The sequence below is a fragment of the Boudabousia tangfeifanii genome (assembly GCF_001856685.1).
GTDB classification, from domain to species: domain Bacteria; phylum Actinomycetota; class Actinomycetes; order Actinomycetales; family Actinomycetaceae; genus Boudabousia; species Boudabousia tangfeifanii.
The window spans coordinates 904,517-925,711 of sequence record NZ_CP017812.1; the positions used below are offsets into that span (position 1 = coordinate 904,517).

The 21,195-nt window shown below is 48.3% G+C and carries 22 protein-coding genes; 20 read left to right on the forward strand and 2 right to left on the reverse strand.

Annotation, left to right across the window (positions count from 1 at the left end; all coding sequences use genetic code 11):
* Positions 1–7: 7 nt before the first annotated feature.
* Positions 8–1,978, reverse strand: coding sequence for a DUF6541 family protein (locus BK816_RS03620; RefSeq protein ID WP_071163961.1), 1,971 nt, complete (start codon positions 1,976–1,978; stop codon positions 8–10).
* 174 nt (positions 1,979–2,152) lie between these two features.
* Here BK816_RS03620 and rpmE point away from each other — a divergent pair, with 174 nt between their 5' ends.
* The 18 genes from rpmE to BK816_RS03710 all read left to right on the forward strand — a co-directional run bounded on the left by rpmE (position 2,153) and on the right by BK816_RS03710 (position 17,104).
* A complete protein-coding gene (rpmE, locus tag BK816_RS03625) occupies positions 2,153–2,365 on the forward strand; it encodes a 50S ribosomal protein L31 (RefSeq protein WP_071163962.1) in 213 nt (70 codons plus the stop codon).
* Between the two features lie 90 nt (positions 2,366–2,455).
* On the forward strand, positions 2,456–3,547 hold the full coding sequence (gene prfA, locus BK816_RS03630) for a peptide chain release factor 1 (protein WP_071163963.1): 1,092 nt from the start codon (positions 2,456–2,458) through the stop codon (positions 3,545–3,547).
* Positions 3,528–4,442, forward strand: coding sequence for a peptide chain release factor N(5)-glutamine methyltransferase (prmC, locus tag BK816_RS03635; RefSeq protein ID WP_083379051.1), 915 nt, complete (start codon positions 3,528–3,530; stop codon positions 4,440–4,442). The genes prfA and prmC overlap by 20 nt, the downstream gene beginning before the upstream one ends.
* 49 nt (positions 4,443–4,491) lie before the next feature.
* Positions 4,492–5,139, forward strand: a complete 648-nt coding sequence (locus BK816_RS03640) for an L-threonylcarbamoyladenylate synthase (RefSeq protein ID WP_071163965.1) — start codon at positions 4,492–4,494, stop codon at positions 5,137–5,139.
* A gap of 9 nt (positions 5,140–5,148) precedes the next feature.
* On the forward strand, positions 5,149–6,267 hold the full coding sequence (locus tag BK816_RS03645; protein ID WP_071163966.1) for a glycosyltransferase family 4 protein: 1,119 nt from the start codon (positions 5,149–5,151) through the stop codon (positions 6,265–6,267).
* Positions 6,257–6,664 (forward strand): hypothetical protein, encoded by a 408-nt coding sequence (locus BK816_RS03650; RefSeq protein WP_071163967.1) that lies wholly within the window; start codon positions 6,257–6,259, stop codon positions 6,662–6,664. Before BK816_RS03645 ends, BK816_RS03650 begins: the two co-directional genes overlap by 11 nt.
* Before the next feature lie 145 nt (positions 6,665–6,809).
* A complete protein-coding gene (gene atpB, locus BK816_RS03655) occupies positions 6,810–7,589 on the forward strand; it encodes a F0F1 ATP synthase subunit A (protein WP_071163968.1) in 780 nt (259 codons plus the stop codon).
* 42 nt (positions 7,590–7,631) lie between these two features.
* On the forward strand, positions 7,632–7,838 hold the full coding sequence (gene atpE, locus BK816_RS03660; protein ID WP_071163969.1) for an ATP synthase F0 subunit C: 207 nt from the start codon (positions 7,632–7,634) through the stop codon (positions 7,836–7,838).
* Positions 7,835–8,386: a F0F1 ATP synthase subunit B gene (locus BK816_RS03665; protein ID WP_071163970.1), complete on the forward strand. Its 552-nt coding sequence runs from the start codon at positions 7,835–7,837 to the stop codon at positions 8,384–8,386. Before atpE ends, BK816_RS03665 begins: the two co-directional genes overlap by 4 nt.
* Positions 8,386–9,201, forward strand: coding sequence for an ATP synthase F1 subunit delta (gene atpH / locus BK816_RS03670; RefSeq protein WP_071163971.1), 816 nt, complete (start codon positions 8,386–8,388; stop codon positions 9,199–9,201). Before BK816_RS03665 ends, atpH begins: the two co-directional genes overlap by 1 nt.
* Positions 9,202–9,227: 26 nt before the next feature.
* Positions 9,228–10,853 carry a F0F1 ATP synthase subunit alpha gene (atpA, locus tag BK816_RS03675; protein WP_071163972.1) on the forward strand — a complete coding sequence of 542 codons (1,626 nt, stop codon included), beginning with the start codon at positions 9,228–9,230 and terminating at the stop codon, positions 10,851–10,853.
* 3 nt (positions 10,854–10,856) lie between these two features.
* Entirely contained in the window at positions 10,857–11,774 is a 918-nt protein-coding gene (locus BK816_RS03680) for a F0F1 ATP synthase subunit gamma (RefSeq protein WP_071163973.1), read from the forward strand.
* Positions 11,775–11,788: 14 nt separating this feature from the next.
* Positions 11,789–13,243: a F0F1 ATP synthase subunit beta gene (gene atpD / locus BK816_RS03685; protein WP_071163974.1), complete on the forward strand. Its 1,455-nt coding sequence runs from the start codon at positions 11,789–11,791 to the stop codon at positions 13,241–13,243.
* A gap of 3 nt (positions 13,244–13,246) precedes the next feature.
* Positions 13,247–13,501: a F0F1 ATP synthase subunit delta/epsilon gene (locus tag BK816_RS03690; protein WP_071163975.1), complete on the forward strand. Its 255-nt coding sequence runs from the start codon at positions 13,247–13,249 to the stop codon at positions 13,499–13,501.
* Between the two features lie 4 nt (positions 13,502–13,505).
* Positions 13,506–13,916: a DUF2550 family protein gene (locus tag BK816_RS03695; protein WP_071163976.1), complete on the forward strand. Its 411-nt coding sequence runs from the start codon at positions 13,506–13,508 to the stop codon at positions 13,914–13,916.
* A 79-nt stretch (positions 13,917–13,995) separates the two neighbouring features.
* A complete protein-coding gene (gene nucS / locus BK816_RS03700) occupies positions 13,996–14,691 on the forward strand; it encodes an endonuclease NucS (RefSeq protein WP_071163977.1) in 696 nt (231 codons plus the stop codon).
* Positions 14,692–14,750: 59 nt separating this feature from the next.
* Positions 14,751–15,947: an N-acetylglucosamine-6-phosphate deacetylase gene (locus tag BK816_RS03705; RefSeq protein ID WP_071163978.1), complete on the forward strand. Its 1,197-nt coding sequence runs from the start codon at positions 14,751–14,753 to the stop codon at positions 15,945–15,947.
* A 386-nt stretch (positions 15,948–16,333) separates the two neighbouring features.
* A complete protein-coding gene (locus BK816_RS03710; protein WP_071163979.1) occupies positions 16,334–17,104 on the forward strand; it encodes an alpha/beta fold hydrolase in 771 nt (256 codons plus the stop codon).
* 64 nt (positions 17,105–17,168) lie between these two features.
* On the opposite strand, the gene BK816_RS03715 is transcribed toward BK816_RS03710, so the two are convergent.
* Positions 17,169–18,473 (reverse strand): coiled-coil domain-containing protein, encoded by a 1,305-nt coding sequence (locus BK816_RS03715; protein WP_071163980.1) that lies wholly within the window; start codon positions 18,471–18,473, stop codon positions 17,169–17,171.
* Between the two features lie 228 nt (positions 18,474–18,701).
* Between BK816_RS03715 and BK816_RS03720 the strand changes: the two genes are divergently transcribed.
* Both BK816_RS03720 and BK816_RS03725 read left to right on the forward strand, forming a co-directional pair.
* Positions 18,702–20,159 (forward strand): hypothetical protein, encoded by a 1,458-nt coding sequence (locus BK816_RS03720; RefSeq protein WP_071163981.1) that lies wholly within the window; start codon positions 18,702–18,704, stop codon positions 20,157–20,159.
* A 2-nt stretch (positions 20,160–20,161) separates the two neighbouring features.
* Entirely contained in the window at positions 20,162–21,187 is a 1,026-nt protein-coding gene (locus tag BK816_RS03725; protein ID WP_071163982.1) for a DUF8094 domain-containing protein, read from the forward strand.
* The last annotated feature ends 8 nt before the right edge of the window (positions 21,188–21,195 follow it).

Here is a 21,195-nt window from a genome sequence, read left to right on the forward strand (position 1 = left end):
GCCTAGTTTATTTCGAGCATTGATCTAGATGGTAGATTGTCACTCCATCTCCTGATTCAACGACGCTCATCTGATCGGGGTTTTCTAGCAGAGCATCAAGACTGGTGTATTCACTCTTATTTCCAGTATTTCCACCACGGTATTTCTCCGAATCAGCATAGATGTACTCTACCCCTAGTTTTTTCGCTAACTCGCAATATTTAGGAGCAAGTGGTCGGTCTCCAATGTGGCGGAGCAACTCAAGCTCATCGTGATTTAAAACCAGTGAGGTGTAACGTGGGAATACCTTTAGACCGGTAGCAGCGTAGATTAATGGGCTACCGGTGGAAGGATGCCCAATCAGGCCGGCGTGAGGGTGCTCCTGAGCGAACTTTTTCCATAGCTCGACCTCTGGTTCATTTACCAAATTGGCATTTTCGACTCGAGCTGCATTATGAACGATATCGAATCGCTCTTTATTTCGAAGATCTGGGTGTTCGGTATATAAAGCTCCCGCTGAAACAACGCATAGAATCGAGGAGATAATAAGCAGAGGAGAAATCGCATGTGCAGGTTTTTCTGAATCAGACTTGACCAAGCTAGAAATGATTTGGCTCCAAGCGTTAATCCCACCCACGATAAGTAGGGGACCTGCTAGTGATAGCAAGGAGGCAGTCCTGGTGCGATCATTGTAGAGCGGATGAAGCAAGAAATAGTAAGGTACTTCGATGTAAACCGCAGCGAAATAGAAGGCGACTGCTAGTAGGTAGCTAAAGATCAGCCATCGTGGACCGTTGAATGCAAGTGCTATTAATGAAAGTACCACTAACACCAAGACTACTTTAGAGCCAATTTCAGGTGCTCCAGAGTACCAACGAGACATTTCGCCGGCTGAAAAGCCTTCCCAAAGCGCGCGTCTAGCTAACGACAACTGAGGGTACTTAATCGCGCCAACATTTCTCAAGCCATACACTAAGAGTCCCACGGTTATGAGAGAACTGAAAAGTACGGTAACACCGGCGTAGGCCATACCGGTGAGGTCTTTTCTTTGTTGCCAAACCAATGAGAGGGTCCATGGAATGACGAAAAAGCCAATGAGATAAAGTGCTGCCGCATGCCCTAAAGCTAACGCTAGAACTGCTGCTAGCGTGGTAATAGTTGAGGTTAAGAAAGTGCTGGCATTGCGTTTTTCGTTCAGCCATTCCCAAGTGTTAAAAAAGAGCAAGAATACCCATGGGGTGAGCGCAAATCCGAAGCCATAGGCCCAGCGACCTCCTGTGGCGTGTAGCTTTGCCGCAAAGGTAAGGAAAAATGGCATGGTAACAACCATAAGCCATGGAATCAGAGGAGAGCTTTGAAACATTCGTGCCGCTAACAGGACTAAGCCAGCGCCAAAGGCGGCAACCATTATCGTCTCGGTCAGGTTTACCGCTAACATCACGTTATTTTTACCTAATAAGGCGCTGACAAACGCCAAACCATTTGGGTAAAAACCGTTAATTGCTCGTGGACTACCGGTGGCAAATGAGGCGACCGTGAGGGGAGAAGCATCACCGGTTTCTGCGATATAACGAGTTAGATTGTTATGGAATTGTAGATCCCAGAGTGAAGGGGTTATAGAAACCGGACTAATTGAGCGATAGAAAACTCGACCGAATAAGATCGCACCGCTAAGCGCGGCTACTAGGACATTAAGTGTCTTGAACTGAAGTAAATCAGAAAAATGATAGCTGGTAAAAGTAAACTTATTTTGAGATGCTTGCCAAAGACCCAAAAAGTATGCGATTACCCAAACCGGAACTAACGCAAATGGAATGATATATGGGCGATAAAGTCCTGGAATGAAGGTACTCGCAATAGCGACTAACGCTAGGCTGGCAACTGATCCCGGTAAGATAAATGGGTAAACAAGCTTCGCTGGCAACCTGAGGAATAGAGCTAATACTAGTCCAGGAGCGAACAGCCAAAATAGTAACTGGAAAAAAGATAAGGCAAACATCGGAACTAGGATAGCATTGTTGTTTCTTCCAATGCGCGTAATATCACATAGTTGTTAATAATCGTTGCTTGGTTTCTGTTCCATTTTTATGGAATAATGATTTTTTGTGTTTCCGGTTCACCGAGACCTCACTGGTTTTGGACCCGGCATCCTCGAATTCCTTAAGGAGATAAAATGAAAAAGGGTATCCACCCAGAGTACGTGCCTACTCACGTAACTTGTACTTGTGGCAACGAGTTCGATACTCGTTCTACCTTGACCTCCGGTCAGATGCGCGTAGACGTCTGCTCTGCCTGCCACCCGTTCTACACTGGCAAGCAGAAGATTATGGACACTGGTGGTCGTGTGGCTCGCTTCGAAGCTCGCTACGGTAAGCGCAAGAAGTAGTCTTTTTGCTAAGCGCCGGCGTATATTTCCGCCGGCGCTTAGTTATATCTTCTGTTCAAAATTACTGACAAATCAATCGGAGCCCTCAATATGGACAACCAATTCGCCGCTGTTAAACCTCTTCTAGATGAATACTTAGAGGTGGAAAAACAACTTTCTGATCCTAAGGTCCACGAAGATCAGGGTTTAGCGCGAAAACTTGGTCGTCGATATGCCGAACTCGGCCGGATTGCCGCTGCAGTTAAGCGCTATGAAGGTGCCGAGGGCGACTTTAAAACTGCTGCCGAACTTGCTGAGATTGATGATGATTATGCCGCAGAGTTACCTCAGCTTGAGAGTCAACTTGAAGAGGCTAAGCAAGCACTATTAAAGGTGTTGGCCCCAAGAGATCCTGATGATGCTCGAGACGTCATTATGGAAATTAAAGCTGGGGAAGGTGGCGATGAATCTGCCCTATTTGCCGGCGATCTGTTGAGGATGTATACCCGATACGCGGAGACCAAAGGCTGGACTGTGCAAGTCTTGTCTACTACTGACTCTGACTTGGGTGGTATTAAAGACGCCCAACTTGCTTTTAAGGCGAAGGGTAATCCAGCACCGGAAGAGGGTGTGTGGGCACATCTTAAGTTTGAAGGTGGCGTCCACCGGGTACAGCGAGTACCGGTGACAGAATCCCAAGGTCGTATCCACACTTCGGCAGCTGGCGTCCTCGTCATGCCAGAAGTTGAAAGTGATGACGAAATCGTAATCGATCCTAATGACCTGAAGATCGATGTCTTCCGTTCATCAGGTCCAGGTGGGCAAAGTGTTAATACCACGGACTCTGCGGTACGTATTACTCACTTGCCGTCTGGAATCGTAGTATCTATGCAAGATGAGAAGTCGCAGTTACAAAATAAAGAAGCTGCGATGCGTGTTTTGCGTTCACGACTCCTAGCGGAGGCACAAGCCCAACGAGCAGCCGAAGAAGCTGATATGCGGCATTCTCAAGTTCGGACGGTAGATCGATCGGAACGAATTCGTACCTACAATTTTCCAGAAAATCGTATTTCTGATCATCGTACTGGTTATAAGGCGTATAACTTGGATCAAGTAATGAATGGTGCTTTAGGGCCAATTATTGATTCCGCCATGGAAAAAGACGAGGCAGAACGACTCGCAAATGCAGCCAGTTCCAACTAATTTATTACTTCTTGAGTGGAGAAAATGGCTCCATACTGCGCTCCTACCAATTTATGGGAATGCCACTGCTCAGCATGTAAAATGGCTTATTGAGTGGTCTATGGGAGGCAAAAGCTGGTGGCAGCTTCCTAATGAGTTAACTGTCGCCGCTTCAAAACAACTTGAATCCGCGGTTTCTCAGCTGCTCGCTGGAGAAGTATTTCAAAGGGTGATCGGGTCGACTACTTTTCGTCAGCTTGACGTGAAGATTTTTCCAAATGTGTTTATTCCTCGTCCCGAGACTGAACTTCTAGTTGAAAATGCGATACGAAAGTTTGCTGCTACTGTTCAACTAAGAAAAGCACAAAGGGCAGCCGATAAACCGATTATTGTCTTGGATTTATGTAGTGGTTCTGGAGTAATCGCTATTTCGTTGGCAAAAGAACTGCCTGAACTTTTCCCGAATGCTACTTTTAAAATCTTTGCTGTCGAAAAATCTCCTGAGGCGATAGCCGCAACAGTTGAAAATGCGGCTCGTAATCATGTTGAAATTACAGTATTGGAAGCGGACATAAGATACGGCGTACCAGGTTTTGAGGCTAAAAGTGTAGATTTGATTGTCTCTAATCCACCTTATATTCCACCGAACGTAGATTTGCCACAAAACGTTTTGATGCATGATCCTCATTTAGCCTTATTCGGTGGGGGAGAGCAAGGGATGGAGTTACCTGCCCAAGTAATTGCCTTAGCCGCTGAACTCTTAGTAGTGGATGGATTGTTGTTAATGGAGCATGATGACACCCAAGGGGAAGCTACTAGGCATGAAGCTTCAAAGCATTCATTTTCAGAGATTGAAACTTTACCTGATCTCAACGGGCGTGATCGCTTTTTATATGCAAAATGTAATAAGTCATAACTAATAGTTTCAAGTCACCTTTTTGTGTGTTTTATGCCAAAATGAAGGTGTGAATGAACTGCTTTATTTACGAACTCCGTTGACAGATACGCAACGTGAACGAATTGCTCAAATTGTTAAGTCTGGCGGTTTGATTGTTGTTCCTACAGACACGATCTACGGCATTGGGGCTAATGCTTTGGATCCTGCTGCAGTCGATCGTCTCCGAGCAGCGAAGGGCCGAGGACGTCAGATGCCTCCACCCGTCGTGGTTGATAGTCTCGAATCTGCTTTGCCTTTAGTGGCAAGTTCTTCACCAATTTTAGAAAAACTGGCAAAAGATTTTTGGCCTGGTGCCTTAAGCATTATTGTTCGTGATAACCCTGAGGCGAAATTAGACTTAGGTGATCTTAAAGGAACGGTAGCTTTGCGGGTTCCGCAGGACGACGAGCTGCTAGAGTTGCTTCGAATTACAGGTCCGTTGGCGCTAACTAGCGCGAATACCACGGCGTCCGAGCCCTCGATTTCTTGCTTCCAAGCTCAAAAGTATTTTGGTTCCAAAGTAAGTGCTTATGTTGATGGTGGCTTGTCACCATGCGGTATTGCCTCTACTATGGTGGATATTACTGATGATCATCCTCGTATTGTTCGCGAGGGCGCTATTCCAGTTGAACGAGTACGAAAATCGTTATCGGAGATTGGGGTAGCACTTCACTAGGGGCCTTACTTGAAACTATATGCATTGATTCTGTTGGTGGCAGTTGCCGCTACAGCTATTCTTACGCCTGTAGTTCGACAAATCGCTCTAGTTGAAGGAATCTTTTTGCCGGTTCGAGAACGCGATGTTCACACTGTGCCAACTCCAAGATTTGGTGGCATTGCAATGACTGCCGGATTCGTAATATCCATGTTAATTGCTGCCAAAATGCCTTATTTTGCTGATATTTTTGCTGATTCACAGGCATGGCCTTTGATTTGGGGTGCCGTCGCAATGTGTTTGCTAGGCGCCGCAGATGATCGTTGGGATCTAGGCTGGTTGCTGAAATTCTCGGCTCAAGCCTTGATTGTAGTCGTAATGGTTTGGAATGGGGTAGTGCTACTTACCTTCCCTATATTTGGGGGAATCCTAGGATCGCATTCTATTTCAGTCCTAGCTACTTGCTTGATTATTCTAGGCACGGTCAACGCGGTAAATTTTGTTGATGGTCTTGATGGGTTAGCTGCTGGTATTTTGGCTATCGGAGCTGCTGCGTTTTTTGTTTATAGTTACTTTCTATCTCGAGTGATGAATGCTGCTTCGTATGCTTCATTAGCCTCATTAGCCTGTGTCGTGCTGGTTGGAATTTGCGCCGGTTTTTTGCTTTACAATTTTCACCCAGCCACTATTTTCATGGGTGATTCGGGAGCTATGGTGTTAGGACTGCTCATATCTTCCGTTGTAGTAATTGTCAGCGGTCAGCTCGATCCTTCAGCTCTGGAATCTCATTCTCAGCTTTGGGCGCTACTTCCTCTGGCGATGCCCTTTGCTGTGATATTTTTGCCTATGCTGGATATGGTAATGGCGGTCGTACGAAGAGTAGGTAACGGCAAGTCGCCATTCCATCCCGACAAGATGCATCTTCATCACCGTTTGCTTCGTTTAGGTCACTCTCACCGGCGTACTGTACTGCTGCTATACCTCTGGTCGGCAGTGATTGCTTTATCGATGGCCTCGGCTCTATTTTTAGACATCTATGCAATTTGGCTGGTATTGATCCCATTATTGATAATCGCGAGTGTTGCGACTGTGGGGTTTATTCCGCAGTGGCGCGAAAAAGTCAAACATGCGTGGAAACATGAAAGCTGATTCGATTAAAAATCATCGCCTAAAAAAGTTAGTTAAATTTCTGATTCTGTCTTGGCTTGTCGTAAACATTCTTAGTGCGGCTACGTATTGGTCATTGGGAAATGGGGATCTAACGATCATTCTTTTAAGTGCACTTGCCCTTGGAATGCTATTGCTGGCCTTTTTGGGACAAATCTATTATCTTCTCAAAGTAGATTCGCAAAGTTTCATGGGCGTTATATTTGCGTTTTACTTTTTAAAAATGGTTTCATGGTTTGCCTTAGTCTGGTGGGCAACAACGCTAGGACAAGAAAGCGTGAAACCAGCAGTTTTTCTACTCTCTCTAATGATTATTGCTGATCTTATTATTGAGACTTTTTATCTTTTGAAAAATAAGGACTTATTTTGGGCAGCCTGAGTTAGAAAAAAGTGTGAGACAGTGCGCAATTTCCAATTTTGTCCAATATTGGCCTTAGGGTAACATTGGGAATAATACAGTTACGACGAAAATGAGAAAGGGACTGCTGTTGGTTCTAAATACACTCAATGCGTCGATTAATAGAATGATTCCACTTGAAGCTCCCGAACTTCCGGGCATGGAAGATTTTTTTCCAGAGCCTTTCCTATTTGAGGGAACTCCGTTTGAATTCAACCGCATCATGTTGGTGCGGATGGTTGCAGTGGTTTTCATTTGTCTATTGTTTGGAATCGGCGCCAGTCGGGTAAAGCTTGTCCCTGGACGATTCCAAGGTGCCTTGGAAATGGCACTACAAGTAGTTAGAGTTAACGTAGCTGAAGCAGTAATTGAATCCCCTGTATTAGCAAGACGCTATACACCAGCACTTACTGTGATTTTCTTCGGCATCCTAGCCTTGAATTTGACCGGTATTGTACCTCTATTGCATATTGCAGGTTCATCAGTAGTAGGTGTCCCAATCGTATTTGCGGTTTTCGCTTACGTTTTATTCGTTGGGGCAGGCATTCGAGCACAAGGCTTTGGGCACTTTTTTAAGAATCAGTTATTCCCACCAGGTGTTCCTTGGCCAATTTATTTCTTGCTCACTCCAGTAGAAGCTTTTTCTACTTTCGTAGTCCGTCCAGCGACTCTGGTGATTCGTTTGTTGGCCAATATGATTGCTGGTCACATTCTTCTCGCTTTGACTTTCTTCGGGACTCATTACTTGTTGTTCTATGCCAGCGGGCTGCTAAAGGGTGTATCGGTACTTACCTTTGGCGCTTCGATTCTGGTTGTCTTACTCGAAATCTTGGTAGCTGTAGTACAGGCATTCGTGTTCTCTCTACTCACAGCTGTCTACATCCAACTTTCGGTCAGTGAACACTGATCGTGCTGAAAAAAGCAAAACCATCTCTCAGGAGGAACAAAAATGACAGGTAACATCGCAACTATTGGCTACGGCCTTGCGACTCTCGGCCCTGCAATCGGCATTGGACTTTTGGTCGCCAAGACTCAGGAATCTGTTGCTCGTCAGCCGGAAGTAAAGAACACCCTATTCATCAACATGATTTTGGCTATCGCCTTCGTTGAAGCTCTAGGCTTGATGGGTCTTGTTGCTGGTTTGATGTTCAAATGATTCTTCGAACATTGGTTATTCCCGCTGCTGCGGATCATAACCCGATGTTGCCGCACCTTTATGACTTGGTGTGGGGAACAATCGCGTTTGCTCTTGTAGCGGCCGTGTTTCTGCTTTATGTTCTACCTCGTTTTAACAAGGTTCTAGACGAACGCACAGAAACAATCGAAGCTGGGATTGAAAACGCTAAGGCAGCAGAAGTAGCCTTGTCTCGGGCAAAGCACGACGCAGACCAAGAACGTCAAAAAGCCCTTGATGAGGCAGCGAAGATTCGTGAAGAGGCTACCGAGCAGGCACGACGCATTGTCGCTCAGGCAAAGAACGATGCTAGCCTTGAAGCAGCACGTCTCTATGAAAATGCTAAAGCTCAGATCTCCGCGGAACGGCAAAGTGCTCAAGTTGCTCTACGCCAAGACGTTGGATCACTTGCTACCGAACTTGCCGAAAAACTTATCGGTGAACACCTCTCGGATCAAGCCTTGACCGATCGAGTAATCGATCGTTTCATGAATGATCTTGAAAATGAGATGGCTAAGCAGGAGGCATAATGAGGACAGTCAGCAAGCGTAGCTACGAGGAAGTGTCGGAAGTACTAACCCAGCTACTGATTGATAATGCCGATGAAGGTGAACGAATTAGTCAACAGCTATTTGAATTTGCTGATGCCGTCGTACAGTCACCTTCTTTAAGTCGTGCTTTACTCGACCAGTCTCGTGACGCAGCTGACAAAGACGCATTGCTCGATCGATTGGTATCTAAAGATCAGAATCCGATCTTGTTTGCCATTCTTTCAGCAGCTACCCAACGTCGATGGGCTCAGGGTGAAGATTTTGTCTCGGCTGTTAATCACTTAGGTTATTTGGCTGTCGTCAAACAAGCTCGAGCTCAGGGAAAGCTTGAATATATGCAAAATGAGCTGGGGGCTTTGCGTAATCTGTTACGGCAAAATCGTCAGTTCCGGATGCTCTTAACGGGTATTGAGCTAGATTCAAGGGTTCCTCTAGAGCAATTGGTTGATAAGTTGCTTTCGAATCAACTTAGCGAGCAAACTCTTCGACTTTTTAACAGGCTGCTTGCAGTGCCCTTATCCCCGTCCTTACTTGCAGACGTGGACCAACTTGCCTCACTCATGGCTCATGAGCGTGGTGCCCGCTTGGTTCGAGTTGCTTCAGCAACACCGCTAAGCGATCTTCAAAAGCAGCGTCTAGCAGTTGCTCTAAATAAGAAATACGGAAACGTTACCCTTAACGTCTCGGTAGACCCATCATTAATCGGTGGTTTGCGAATCCGAGTAGGAAACGATTCCATCGATGGAACAATTAAGGCAGAACTCTCCGACGTGCGTCAGCGTATGGGTGTTTGAAATTGTCGATAATAAGGATCAGATAAATGACGGATTTGAACATTAGCCCAGAAGAGATTCGGGCTGCACTAGATAGTTTTGTAGATAGCTACGAGCCATCTCATGCAGCGACGCAAGAGGTCGGTCATATTACTTTGGCAGCAGACGGCATCGCTGAAGTTGAAGGTTTGCCTGGCACCATGGCCAATGAGCTTCTACGCTTTGAAGATGGCACGCTTGGTCTAGCCATGAACCTTAACGTCAATTCAATTGGCGTGGTAGTGCTTGGTGACTTCACCAACTTGGAAGAAGGACAGCGCGTTTACCGCACTGGAGAAGTTCTTTCCGTGCCTGTTGGTGACGGCTACCTCGGTCGTGTAGTTGATCCGCTAGGTCGTCCTATCGACGGTCTTGGCGAAATTACCGATCTTGAAGGCCGTCGTGCGCTTGAACTACAAGCGCCAGGTGTAATGGCACGTAAATCGGTTCATGAGCCTTTGCAAACTGGTTTGAAGGCGATTGACACCATGATTCCTATCGGTCGTGGACAACGTCAGTTGATCATTGGCGACCGTCAGACCGGTAAAACTGCAATCGCTATCGACACTATTTTGAACCAGCGTGAAAACTGGAAGAGTGGCGATCCGAGCAAGCAGGTACGCTGCATCTATGTAGCTATTGGTCAAAAGGGCTCAACGATTGCCTCTGTTCGCGGAGCTTTGGAAGAAGCTGGTGCAATGGAATACACCACGATCGTTGCTTCTCCGGCTTCTGATCCTGCCGGCTTCAAATATCTAGCTCCTTATACCGGCTCAGCTATTGGTCAGCACTGGATGTATGGCGGCAAACATGTGCTGATTGTGTTTGATGACTTGTCTAAGCAGGCTGAAGCATACCGTGCAGTTTCGCTTTTGCTTCGTCGTCCACCGGGCCGTGAAGCTTACCCAGGCGACGTTTTCTACTTACACTCTCGTCTGCTCGAACGTTGTGCCAAACTCAGTGATGAGCTAGGTGGCGGTTCCATGACTGGTCTACCTATTATCGAGACTAAGGCAAATGACGTATCTGCCTATATTCCAACAAACGTTATTTCAATTACTGACGGCCAGATCTTCTTGCAGTCGGATTTGTTCAATGCTGATCAGCGCCCGGCAGTTGACGTTGGTGTTTCGGTTTCGCGTGTAGGTGGTGCCGCTCAGGTAAAGGCTATGAAGCAAGTCTCCGGTACTTTGAAACTAACGCTTGCTCAGTATCGTTCAATGGCTGCCTTCGCCATGTTCGCTTCCGACCTCGATGCGGTTACGCGTCGTCAGCTGGCTCGCGGTGAACGCCTTATGGAGCTGCTAAAACAGCCACAGTACACTCCTTACAAGGTCGAGGACCAAGTAGCGTCTATTTGGGCAGGTACTAATGGTCACCTTGACGAAATCCCAGTAAAGCAAGTTAAACAGTTCGAACATGAGCTACTAGACTACTTGCGTTCAAATACCGAAATTCTCGATACGATTCGTGATACCGGTAAACTTGAAAAAGAGACCGAGGAAAAGTTGGCAGAAGCGGTTGAGCACTTCAAGTCTCGTTTCCGGGCTGAAGCTGAAGCCGAGGCCGAACCTGAAAAGGTTAAGGTAGAAAACACCCGCGAAGAAATCGTTGTGGGCCAAAACAAGGCGTGATCCATGGGCGGTAAACAACGAATTTATAAGCAACGGATACGTTCCACCGAGACACTCAAAAAAGTGTTTCGGGCAATGGAACTTATCGCTGCTTCTCGCATCGGTAAGGCTAGAAAAGAAGCAGCTCTAGTTGGGCCTTTTTCTCGTGCAGTTACCGAGGCAGTGGCGCAAGTTGCTTTGCACTCCAAGGTCGATCATCCGCTAACTCGTCCTCGTACGGATACTAATCGGGTAGCTGTGGTTTGTATTGCTGCAGACCGTGGTATGGCCGGAGCCTACTCTGCGGTGATCTTACGTGAGACTGAAGCACTACTTGAAAAGCTGCGCGACCAGGGGAAAGAGCCGGTACTTTATACCTCCGGACGACGGGCAAAGGGATATTTCCAATTCCGCTCCGTGCCCATTCAAATGAGCTGGGATGGTGAATCTGACTCGCCTACCAAGAAGACGGTAGCGGAGATGGCAGATGAACTTTTGGAACGGTTCTTGAATCCAGATCCTCAAGAGGGTGTCTGCGAAGTACACTTGGTCTTCACTAGCTTCCAAAACATGGTTAAGCAGACTGTTGAAGACCGTCAGATGCTACCGCTTACCGTGGTAGATGCTCCTTCAGCGGTGCCTGAGGAATCCGCTGCAGACACCGCTGATAAGCTTCGTCCGCTATACGAGTTTGAACCTAATGCAGATGAAGTTCTTAATGCAGTATTGCCATTGTATGTATTTTCTCGAATGGAAAATGCCTTACTTCAATCTGCTGCTTCGGAACTAGCTTCTCGTCAACGAGCTATGCACACCGCGACGGATAACGCCGAAGAACTTATTACAAACTACACTCGCTTGGCGAACACGGCCCGCCAGGCGGAGATCACGCAGGAAATCAGCGAGATCGTTTCAGGTGCCGACGCACTAAGTCAATCCTAAGAAAAGGTAACAGTATGAGTAACGAAAACAAATCTACTGGGGTAGGCCGCATCGCCAGCGTGATTGGCCCTGTCGTCGATATCGAGTTCCCGCCTGACCACATCCCACAGATGTACAATGCCTTGCACGTCGAAATCGATCTATCAGATCAGGGTGAAGGCGAAGGCAAACAAACCATGACCATGGAAGTTGCCCAGTACCTAGGCGACAACATGGTTCGTGCGATTGCGCTAAAGCCAACCGATGGTCTCGTGCGTGGTGGTTTGGTCACCGATACTGGTGCGCCAATTTCCGTGCCGGTCGGTGATATTACTAAGGGACACGTGTTCAACGTGACCGGTGACGTTTTGAACCTGAAAGAAGGCGAAAAATTTGAAGTTACCGAACGCTGGCCAATCCACCGTCAGCCACCAACTTTTGATCAACTAGAATCAAAGACCAAGATGTTCGAGACCGGTATTAAGGTCATCGACCTTCTGACCCCCTATGTTCAGGGTGGTAAGATCGGCCTCTTCGGTGGTGCTGGCGTTGGCAAGACCGTTCTGATCCAGGAAATGATTCAGCGTGTAGCCCTAAACCACGGTGGTGTTTCGGTATTCGCTGGTGTGGGTGAACGTACGCGTGAAGGTAACGACCTGATTGTTGAAATGGAAGAGGCAGGCGTGTTTGACAAGACTGCGCTAGTCTTCGGCCAAATGGACGAACCGCCGGGCACCCGCCTTCGCATTGCCTTAACCGCGCTAACTATGGCGGAGTACTTCCGCGATGTTCAGAATCAAGACGTGTTGCTGTTCATCGATAACATCTTCCGCTTCACTCAGGCAGGTTCTGAAGTATCGACGCTTCTAGGTCGTATGCCTTCAGCTGTAGGCTATCAGCCCAACTTGGCTGATGAAATGGGTCTACTGCAGGAACGCATTACCTCTGCTGGTGGTCACTCGATTACCTCGCTGCAGGCTATTTACGTTCCCGCTGACGACTACACTGACCCAGCTCCAGCAACTACCTTCGCCCACCTTGATGCCACGACTGAACTTAGCCGTGAAATTGCTTCCCGTGGTCTTTACCCAGCGGTTGATCCTTTGGCTTCAACCTCTCGTATTCTTGACCCAACTTATGTGGGCGAGACACACTATGCGGTTGCAACCCGAGTTAAGTCAATCCTTCAGAAGAACAAGGAATTGCAAGATATTATTGCGATTCTTGGTGTTGATGAACTATCTGAAGAAGATAAGGTCACTGTTGCTCGCGCTCGCCGCATTGAGCAGTTCCTTTCTCAGAATACCTACATGGCTGAGAAATTTACCGGTGTTGAAGGCTCGACCGTTCCATTGGACGAAACAGTTGAAGCTTTCCGTCGCATTGTAGATGGCGAATATGACCATGTGGCTGAACAGGCATTCTATAATATTGGCGGCATCGAAGACCTCGAACGTAACTGGAAACGCCTGCAGGCAGAAGGTGACTGATAGATGTCTATGCATGCTTCGGTAGTTTCACGAACAGAAACGCTTTTTGACGGCGAATGCTCGGCAGTTGTAGTGCCTGCTAGCTCCGGCCAGCTTGGTATTTTGCCTGGTCACGAACCCTTAATTGGCGTTTTAGGTAAGGGAACTCTCAAGATCACCACCGGAACTGACGAACTTATGTTTGAAATCGGAGACGGTATTTTTTCGGTGGACGACGATCTGGTAACGATCGCATGTCAATCAGGAAAAGCGGCATAAGATCATGGGAAAGTTAGCGATCACTGGGCTGGTCTTCGGATCACTTTTGGTGGTATTGCTGATTCTTGGTGCAATCTACATTTATCGAGTGCGCCATATCGCCCATCGAGTCGGTGCTTTTGAACTCGCGATCCGGCCAAACACCTCAGAAGAGTGGACAAGCGGTGTCGGGGTCTATTCGGCGAATCAGCTGGATTGGCACCGCACCGTGTCCCTCTCATTTAAACCTCGTCGCACTTATGTTAGAGGCGGATTCTCCCTAGGAAAGCCCATCTGGCGTGAGGGTGGAAAAGTGGTTGAAATCGAGGTTACCGATCGTTACGGCAGCCGTTTTTTCGCAATGCACGATAGTTCATATGATGGTTTGGTCTCTTGGATGGAATCAGCTCCGCCCAAAGCCGACCTTTTTGCCTAAGCCTTGTTCTTGGGTTCATTCACGTGAACCTAAACAGGTTTTGCTAAATTTTACCTGCCCATAGTTACAAGGAGTTACTTTGCGAATTGTTGTTGCCGACTGCCAAGTTGACTATACCGGTCGCTTAACAGCACATTTGCCTAGAGCTACTCGCTTACTCTTAGTAAAGGCCGATGGCTCTGTTTTGGTTCATTCCGATGGAGGTTCATATAAACCTCTTAACTGGATGAGCCCACCTTGTAACCTCAAAATTACTGAACCTGATGAGGCACAGCAGGTAGCGGGGATTATTGAGACTTGGACCGTAAGAGCTAGCAAAAGTGATGATCAATTGCAGATTTCACTTTTCGAGGTCGTTTCCGAGCATTCGTGGGACCTTGGCGTCGACCCTGGACTAACAAAGGATGGGGTAGAAGCACATTTACAAGAGCTTCTCGCGGCACAGCCTCAAACTTTGGGTGCGGGCATGAAACTGATTCGACGTGAGTATCCTACTCCGATCGGTCCAGTTGATCTTATGCTGCAAGATTCCGAGGGACATTATGCTGCCGTTGAAGTAAAGCGAGTGGGTGGCATCGATGGGGTAGAGCAACTAACAAGATACCTTGAAATGCTCAGTAAAATCGGAGGGCTGCCAGGACTAAGAGGGATCTTCGCTGCCCCCATAATCAAACCCCAGGCTCGAGTTTTAGCCGCGGAACGCGGTATCGAGTGTATCGTCGTAGACTACGACGAATTACGTGGCTTTGAAGATCCACAGGGCAAACTTTTCTAACTGCAAACAACTGTGACAGTCGACTTTAACCTAGCTCGTAAAAGTGTAATAATGGGCACATGGATAAAATTCAAATTTTGAGAGGCAAGGTTGTCACTGCTGACGACCTGCTAGAAGATGGTGTCGTCGCATTTGAAGGCGACAAATTGACCTATGTTGGCTCGGCTAAGGAAGCAGACTTTTCCTTGGAAGAGGCAGAAACGGTAGATGGCTACATTTTGCCAGGTCTGGTAGATGTTCACTGCCATGGTGGTGGGGGAGCTTCATTCCCTGATTCCAAGACCGCCGAGGACGTTACCACCGCCATTATGGAGCATCGACGTCACGGTACCACCACTTTGGTTGGATCCTGTGTAACTGCAGCTCCTGAGGTACTTAAAGAACGCGCTGCCTTGATGGCTGATGCTTGTGAAGCTGGCGAGCTAGCTGGTATCCACTACGAGGGGCCTTTCGTTTCCCAAGCTCGTTGTGGCGCGCAAGATCCCCGCTACATCATTGATCCCGACCCAGCATTGACTCAAGAACTGATTGATGCTGGTCGTGGATACGTGAAGACCATGACCATTGCCCCTGAAAAGCCGAATATTACCGGTGATGAAGGTGTTAGCGCGGTTCTAATTAAGGGCGGGGCCTTGCCGTCTTTTGGCCATACCGATTCGGATCCTGCACCAGTTCGTGAAGCCTTGGCAGATGCCCGCCGCGTGCTAGCCGAAACTGAGAACAAACTAAGCCCTCGGGCTACCGTTACTCACCTGTTTAACGGGATGCGTCCCTTGCACCACCGTGATCCAGGCCCAATCGCTGAATGCCTCGCAGATGCTCAGAGCGGTGGGGTTGTGCTCGAAATGATTGCTGATGGGATTCACCTAAACCCTTCAATTGTTCGCGACGTTTACGAGCTGGTAGGACGTGACAACGTCGTATTGGTGACTGATGCGATGGCTGCTGCTGGTATGCCTGATGGTTCCTACGTTCTAGGCCCACAGGCTGTGACCGTTAAGGACGGGGTAGCACGTTTGGCTGAAGGTGACTCGATTGCTGGTGGCACTTCACATCTGCTTGATCAGGTGAAGCTAATGACCGAGTTCGGCATGCCTTTGGTCGATGTCGTTTACATTGCTTCCGAACAGGGCGCAAAGATTCTCGGCGATACTACCGTTGGTGCACTCGCTACCGGAAAGTCTGCAGATGTAGTTGTTACTGACAACGAGCTAAACTGTCAAAAAGTTTGGCGTCGTGGTGAATTGGTAGACTGATTATTTTTGCTTGCCGAGGACGTCTTCCACATATGGCGTCCTCGGCAAGTTTATATTTGCAAACATGGCTAAGAGTAGACGATCTAAAAAACGGAACTATCAGGCAGGACATGTACCCCTGTCTTTTGATCGATTGAGTTCGATGCCTCAGACTCAAACAGGTCCGCACGGCAGGTCATACTCGGTTCAATACCTAAATCGTGGAGCTAAGGACTATATTTGTCCGGCTTGCGGACAAACCATTACTCCACAAATGGCTCAAGTTGTAGCTTGGGAGAACGACTCCATTTTTGGCACTGAATACGGTTTGAACGCGCGGCGTCATTGGCACCGCAACTGTTGGGATCGGGGATTACCCCCTAAATTTTAAAAGAAGGGATAACAAGATGAGCATCAGCTGGAAAATTCATGGAAATCATCCTAAACGAGGCGCAGTTTTGGTGCTCGTTCCAGCATTCCCCTTCGATCATCGCCTGTGGTTGTCGGTGTGCGATGGATTGGGAGAAATCCCTACAATCTTGGTTGATAATCCAGGATTAGGTTCGGGTACGTACCCCGAACATGACATTTGCGTCTTTGCTGATGATTTAGTTAATCTGGTGAAAACTCTGGGGTATGACCGAGCAATCTTTGCCGGAAATTCGTTTGGGGGATACGTGGCACAAGAGGCGGCATTAGCTCATCCTGACTTTGTGCATGCAATTGCCCTAATCGGCACTAAAGCGGCAGCTGATGATCCTCAGACTAGAGCAGGGCGTCTTGAGAAATCAATAACGGCACTCGCTAGCGGCGAGGTAGAACCGTTCCGCCAAGGCGCTAAAAACTTGGTTGGCAAGGATTTCTTGGCTAATGATCCGACACGTGAGCAAATGCTATATGACCTTACCTCAAATCTAACTGCCGAGGGAGTTGCTTGGTGTCAGCGGGCTATGGCTGCACGGATTAATCGGGAAGCTGATTTAGCTAAGTTAAACATTCCTGCGGTGGTCATGTATGGCATGGAAGATCCTACGAGCCCGTTGGAACTTAGTGAAAATATGGCGAACGCGTTGCATACGCAGCTTCAAGTGATAGAAAGCGCTGGACATCTTTTGCCTTTGGAAGAACCAGCAATGGTTTCGCGCCAATTACGTAGACTGTACTCCAAGATTCAATAAGCACTGAATTTGTTTGGGCCCCAACCACTTGGTTGGGGCCCAAACAAATTCAGAATGGTACTAGTCAGTTCTCGTCATCCGAAGCGGCAAGTTCTGCAGCCATGGCAGCCTGAGCTTCTTGCTCAGCGCCAGCTAACACTGCAGGAAAACCTGGGGCAGTGCCCAAAAGGCCACGCATTTCTTCGAGGTAAGTCGAGACAGCTGCACGCTGACGTTCTAGCTTCTCGACCGTACGCTGCGCGATGATGCGTTCGTTGGCAGCTTCAGCACGAGCGGCTTCACGGATCTGCTGTGCTTCGGACTCAGCTGCAGCCAAGGTGGCTTCAGCGGTACGACGTGCTTCCTCTTGACGACGGCGTACGACTGCATCGGTATCGGTGAGCAGACGCTCAGCACGCTGGAGAGTTTCGCCCAAGTGCTTTTCAGCTTCAGCCACCTGAGCCTTGGCAGCTGCTACCATTGTGGCGGTTTCATGACGTGCCTGTTCGTGTGCTTGTGCGTCGGCTTCACGAGCATTTGCACGTTCGCCTGCAATATCAGTTTCTGCTTCTTGACGAAGCTGCTGAATCTGTGCGCGCATGGCTTCTGCCGCGGCACGAGCTTCACGCAGGATGCTGTCAGCCTCGGTACGAGCAGAAGAAAGCAAAGTTTCAGCTTCGCGAGCCGCAGATTCACGAGTAGCACTGGCTTCAGCTAGCGCAGTCTCACGAAGTGACTGAGCCTCCTGGGAGGCCTCAGAACGCATCAGGGAGGATTCTTGCTCGGCCTTGACTCGAGTTTCTACATAGTCTTTTTCGGCCTGGGCACGCTGCAGTTCGGTTTCACGCTGAGCGGTAGCACGAAGGTCATTTACCTGAGTATTAACTTCGGTACGAAGGCTAGTAGCTTCGCGTTCGGCTGCTGCCACAAGTTCGTCGGCACGGTGCTGGGCATTGGTGAGCACAGTTTCTGCTTCGGTGGCGGCGCGGGAAGTACGTTCTTCTGCTTCGCGGCGAGCCTCTGACAAAATCGCGGCTGCTTCCGATTCAGCGCGCTGGCTTAGGCGAGAGGTATTTTCACGGGTGCGTTCCAACAAAGTTTCAGCTTCAGCGTTAGCCTTAGTAAGGACTGCGGCTGATTGTTCTTCTGCAGAGTGCAAAAGCTGTTCAATCCGAGAACCAATTCCGCTGTAACCGCCACGTTCTACTTCGGAGAGCTGACGGGTTGCTTCCATCAACTGGCCTTCCAAATCTTGGACTCGAGCTTGAGCATTCACACGAGTGCTGTGCTCGGCGGTAAGTTGTTGGCGCAATGCGTCTAATTCGGCGTCAACGGCGACACGGTCGTATCCGCGCATGACGATAGGGAATCCTGCCTGTTCCTCAGTCACAGTTTTAGCTCCTTCGAAGGGGGTTTGAAGATGAAGTTTTTTCCACCTGACATGTTACCCAATAGTGTAACCGTATTTTCAAAATAACCACACCGGTAACGGCAAATTAATAAAATTACTCCGTGCAAACGTGTGGTTACTGTCATGTTTGGGCCTATGCCAGTGGCTAATTACCTAATTGGGGAATAGAGTTTAACTGAATATAACTGTAGCCAAGGAGAATCTAACGTGGCCGATCTTCTGAGAAAACTTCTCGGACCGATTATTTTGTTGGCAGTGGGACTGGCATTATTACTCACCAGTATCCTGGCATTAACTGCTTTCCGACCTTCGTCCCAAATCGAAGCGGTTTTGCCTGCATCGTCCGATAGTCAAGCTGTTTACACCCGAGCCGGTGTCTTGTCGATGTTTAACGGACCGGTCACAGTAAAAGCTAGCTCAGAAGGAGAAGTGCCAGTTACTCTGATCGTTGGTCGATCCTATGATGTCGTGGCAGCTTTAGCTCCATTAAAGACAACAGAGATCAAGGGGCTTTCTTCTTGGACTCAGCTTGATTCAGCCCAAAACGAAGCAGTTCAAGGTGAAGGTAAGACAATGGATCTGGCCACCCTACCTGCCTCGGATATGTGGTTGGAGACTAAGACGGCTGATAAGACAGTTTCACTTGAGATTGCCGATCCGAATGCGTCTACTTCGATTTTGGCCGTCAATGCGAATGGTCAAGGTAGCCCATCGTTGACCATTACCTGGCCTTATTCGGCTAGCTTAGTTTGGCAGTGGCTCCTCTTCGGGTTAGCTTGGGCGCTTATTTTGGGTGCACTAATTTGGGGATACCTATGGTACCGAGGTGAAACCCAAGACGATCGAGTGATTGTACTAGAGCCTAAAAATAAGACCGCGAAAAAGCTTGAAGCTTCCAAGGAATCTGAAGCGGTCGACGGCGATTCTGTAGTTGAACCGGAAATGACAACTGGTGAAGTTCGAGCCATTCGTGCCGCAACCGGTGAGATCCATGTACCTACGCGGCGAGCTCTTCGGCAAGCACGTGCCGCTGGAGCTAGCCAGATCGAGGTCGAGGGCGTTCGCTATTCGACCGGTTCCATTCCACGCATTGATGGTGAACTCGATACTGACTCTCTTGGTCAGATTGAAATTCCAGCCGACGAAATCAATCCAAAGGTCGAAGCCGAAATTAAAGCTGCTGAAGCTAGCGCAGCCACGGAGAACAAGTTAGAAAATTCTCCAGTCGTCGATGCAACTAACGCACTAGTTACTAAACCAGCTAACGAAGAGCCTGAAGCCTTTCTAGAATCTCCAGCCGAGGTCGTCAATAACGAGAACGAGCCTCACGCTTCAGAGGTCCAAAACGAACCCGCAGACCAAGAGGTAAAGCCTTTTACCTCGGTTGAGAATCCAGCGAAGGTTAAGAGCGTTGGCGAGCGTTTAGTTCAGCAGGAAGAAGCTGCTAAGCAAATGGAAGAGGAAAAAGCTGAAGTACAAGCAGCGATCCGTGAAGCTAGAGCTAATGCTGGACAAGATAACTTGGCAGGAAAGATTAAATCTAAGTTCTCTACTTGGGTGCGTTCACGTAAACAGGAGAACTGGGATGATAAGTACGAACAGGCTGTTGCCGCTGATCTAGGCGAATCTGAAGGAAAAGTCGAAGACGAAGCCAAGGAGGACTGAAGATGTCTAAAAGGTTGCTTTCCTCTGCACTAATCGCGCTTAGCGCCCTCGGCCTAGGTGCCTGTGCAGCGACTCTACCGACTCCTACAGCTCCTCAAAATGAGAGCTACCCAAACCTCGATCAGGACCGTGCCGATCGGATTCTTGAACAGACACGTACCCTTCTCGCAGATACGGCGAAAACTAATGATGCTGGCCCGCTCAAGGAACGTTTGTCTGGGGCTGCCCTGATGATGCGTAGCGCGGAATACGAGGTCGCAAAAGCCTCTGGTTCTCCTGCTCCAGAAATTAACTTAACTAGCCAAGCGGTTACCGTTGCCAATGGTGAGACATGGCCTCGTGCGATGTTCAATATTTCGGAAAAAACTGGTACTCAAACAAGAACAGTAAGCGTCTTTTTACAAGACGATGCCTTTAACCAGTACAAGTTAAGCAACTGGGTGCGTCTCCTACCGGGCGTAACCTTGCCAGCGACTGCCAGAGTTGAGACCGGGGCACAAATGTTGCCAGAAACCGCGACTGGGTATGTGCTGAGCCCACGAGATGCAGTAAACGCGTATGTTTCGGTGCTAAATAATCCTGAAGCGGCAGAGACCAAAGATTTTGAGAACGATGCTTTTGCCAACTACTACCATGACTATGTCAAGCAGTGGACAGAACGAGTACAGCAAATCGCTGAAGTAAATAGCAATATGGCTGTGGCCGAAAAACCAATCGTTGCCATTCAAACGGGCAATGGTGACGCGCTAGTAAGCGCTACCGTCAAATATCGGGTGACTACCAAAGTAACCTTGGAAGGTTCATCTCTCACGGCAACTGGCTCTGTTGGTCTCCTACTTGGCGATCAAAAAACTGCCACCGGACAGCTCTCCACGCTGCATTTGGCCAATATTCTCATGGTCGTGCCAAAGGCGAATTCTGGACAGAAAATCCAGGTAGTAGGTGCAGAAACTGTGCCAATTCAAGCTGAAACTAAATCGTGGACTGACACCGGACGCACCATCGAGCCTACCCCTGAAATCAAGTAAGGAGCAGC

Coding starts and splice junctions, on each gene's coding strand:
- BK816_RS03710 (WP_071163979.1), top strand. CDS start 16,334: ATGAGCATCAGCTGGAAAATTCATGGAAATCATCCTAAACGAGGCGCA.
- BK816_RS03680 (WP_071163973.1), top strand. CDS start 10,857: ATGGGCGGTAAACAACGAATTTATAAGCAACGGATACGTTCCACCGAG.
- prfA (WP_071163963.1), top strand. CDS start 2,456: ATGGACAACCAATTCGCCGCTGTTAAACCTCTTCTAGATGAATACTTA.
- atpD (WP_071163974.1), top strand. CDS start 11,789: ATGAGTAACGAAAACAAATCTACTGGGGTAGGCCGCATCGCCAGCGTG.
- atpE (WP_071163969.1), top strand. CDS start 7,632: ATGACAGGTAACATCGCAACTATTGGCTACGGCCTTGCGACTCTCGGC.
- BK816_RS03725 (WP_071163982.1), top strand. CDS start 20,162: ATGTCTAAAAGGTTGCTTTCCTCTGCACTAATCGCGCTTAGCGCCCTC.
- atpB (WP_071163968.1), top strand. CDS start 6,810: ATGATTCCACTTGAAGCTCCCGAACTTCCGGGCATGGAAGATTTTTTT.
- rpmE (WP_071163962.1), top strand. CDS start 2,153: ATGAAAAAGGGTATCCACCCAGAGTACGTGCCTACTCACGTAACTTGT.
- BK816_RS03690 (WP_071163975.1), top strand. CDS start 13,247: ATGTCTATGCATGCTTCGGTAGTTTCACGAACAGAAACGCTTTTTGAC.
- prmC (WP_083379051.1), top strand. CDS start 3,528: ATGCAGCCAGTTCCAACTAATTTATTACTTCTTGAGTGGAGAAAATGG.
- BK816_RS03620 (WP_071163961.1), bottom strand. CDS start 1,978: ATGTTTGCCTTATCTTTTTTCCAGTTACTATTTTGGCTGTTCGCTCCT.
- BK816_RS03695 (WP_071163976.1), top strand. CDS start 13,506: ATGGGAAAGTTAGCGATCACTGGGCTGGTCTTCGGATCACTTTTGGTG.
- BK816_RS03705 (WP_071163978.1), top strand. CDS start 14,751: ATGGATAAAATTCAAATTTTGAGAGGCAAGGTTGTCACTGCTGACGAC.
- atpA (WP_071163972.1), top strand. CDS start 9,228: ATGACGGATTTGAACATTAGCCCAGAAGAGATTCGGGCTGCACTAGAT.
- atpH (WP_071163971.1), top strand. CDS start 8,386: ATGAGGACAGTCAGCAAGCGTAGCTACGAGGAAGTGTCGGAAGTACTA.
- BK816_RS03650 (WP_071163967.1), top strand. CDS start 6,257: ATGAAAGCTGATTCGATTAAAAATCATCGCCTAAAAAAGTTAGTTAAA.
- BK816_RS03665 (WP_071163970.1), top strand. CDS start 7,835: ATGATTCTTCGAACATTGGTTATTCCCGCTGCTGCGGATCATAACCCG.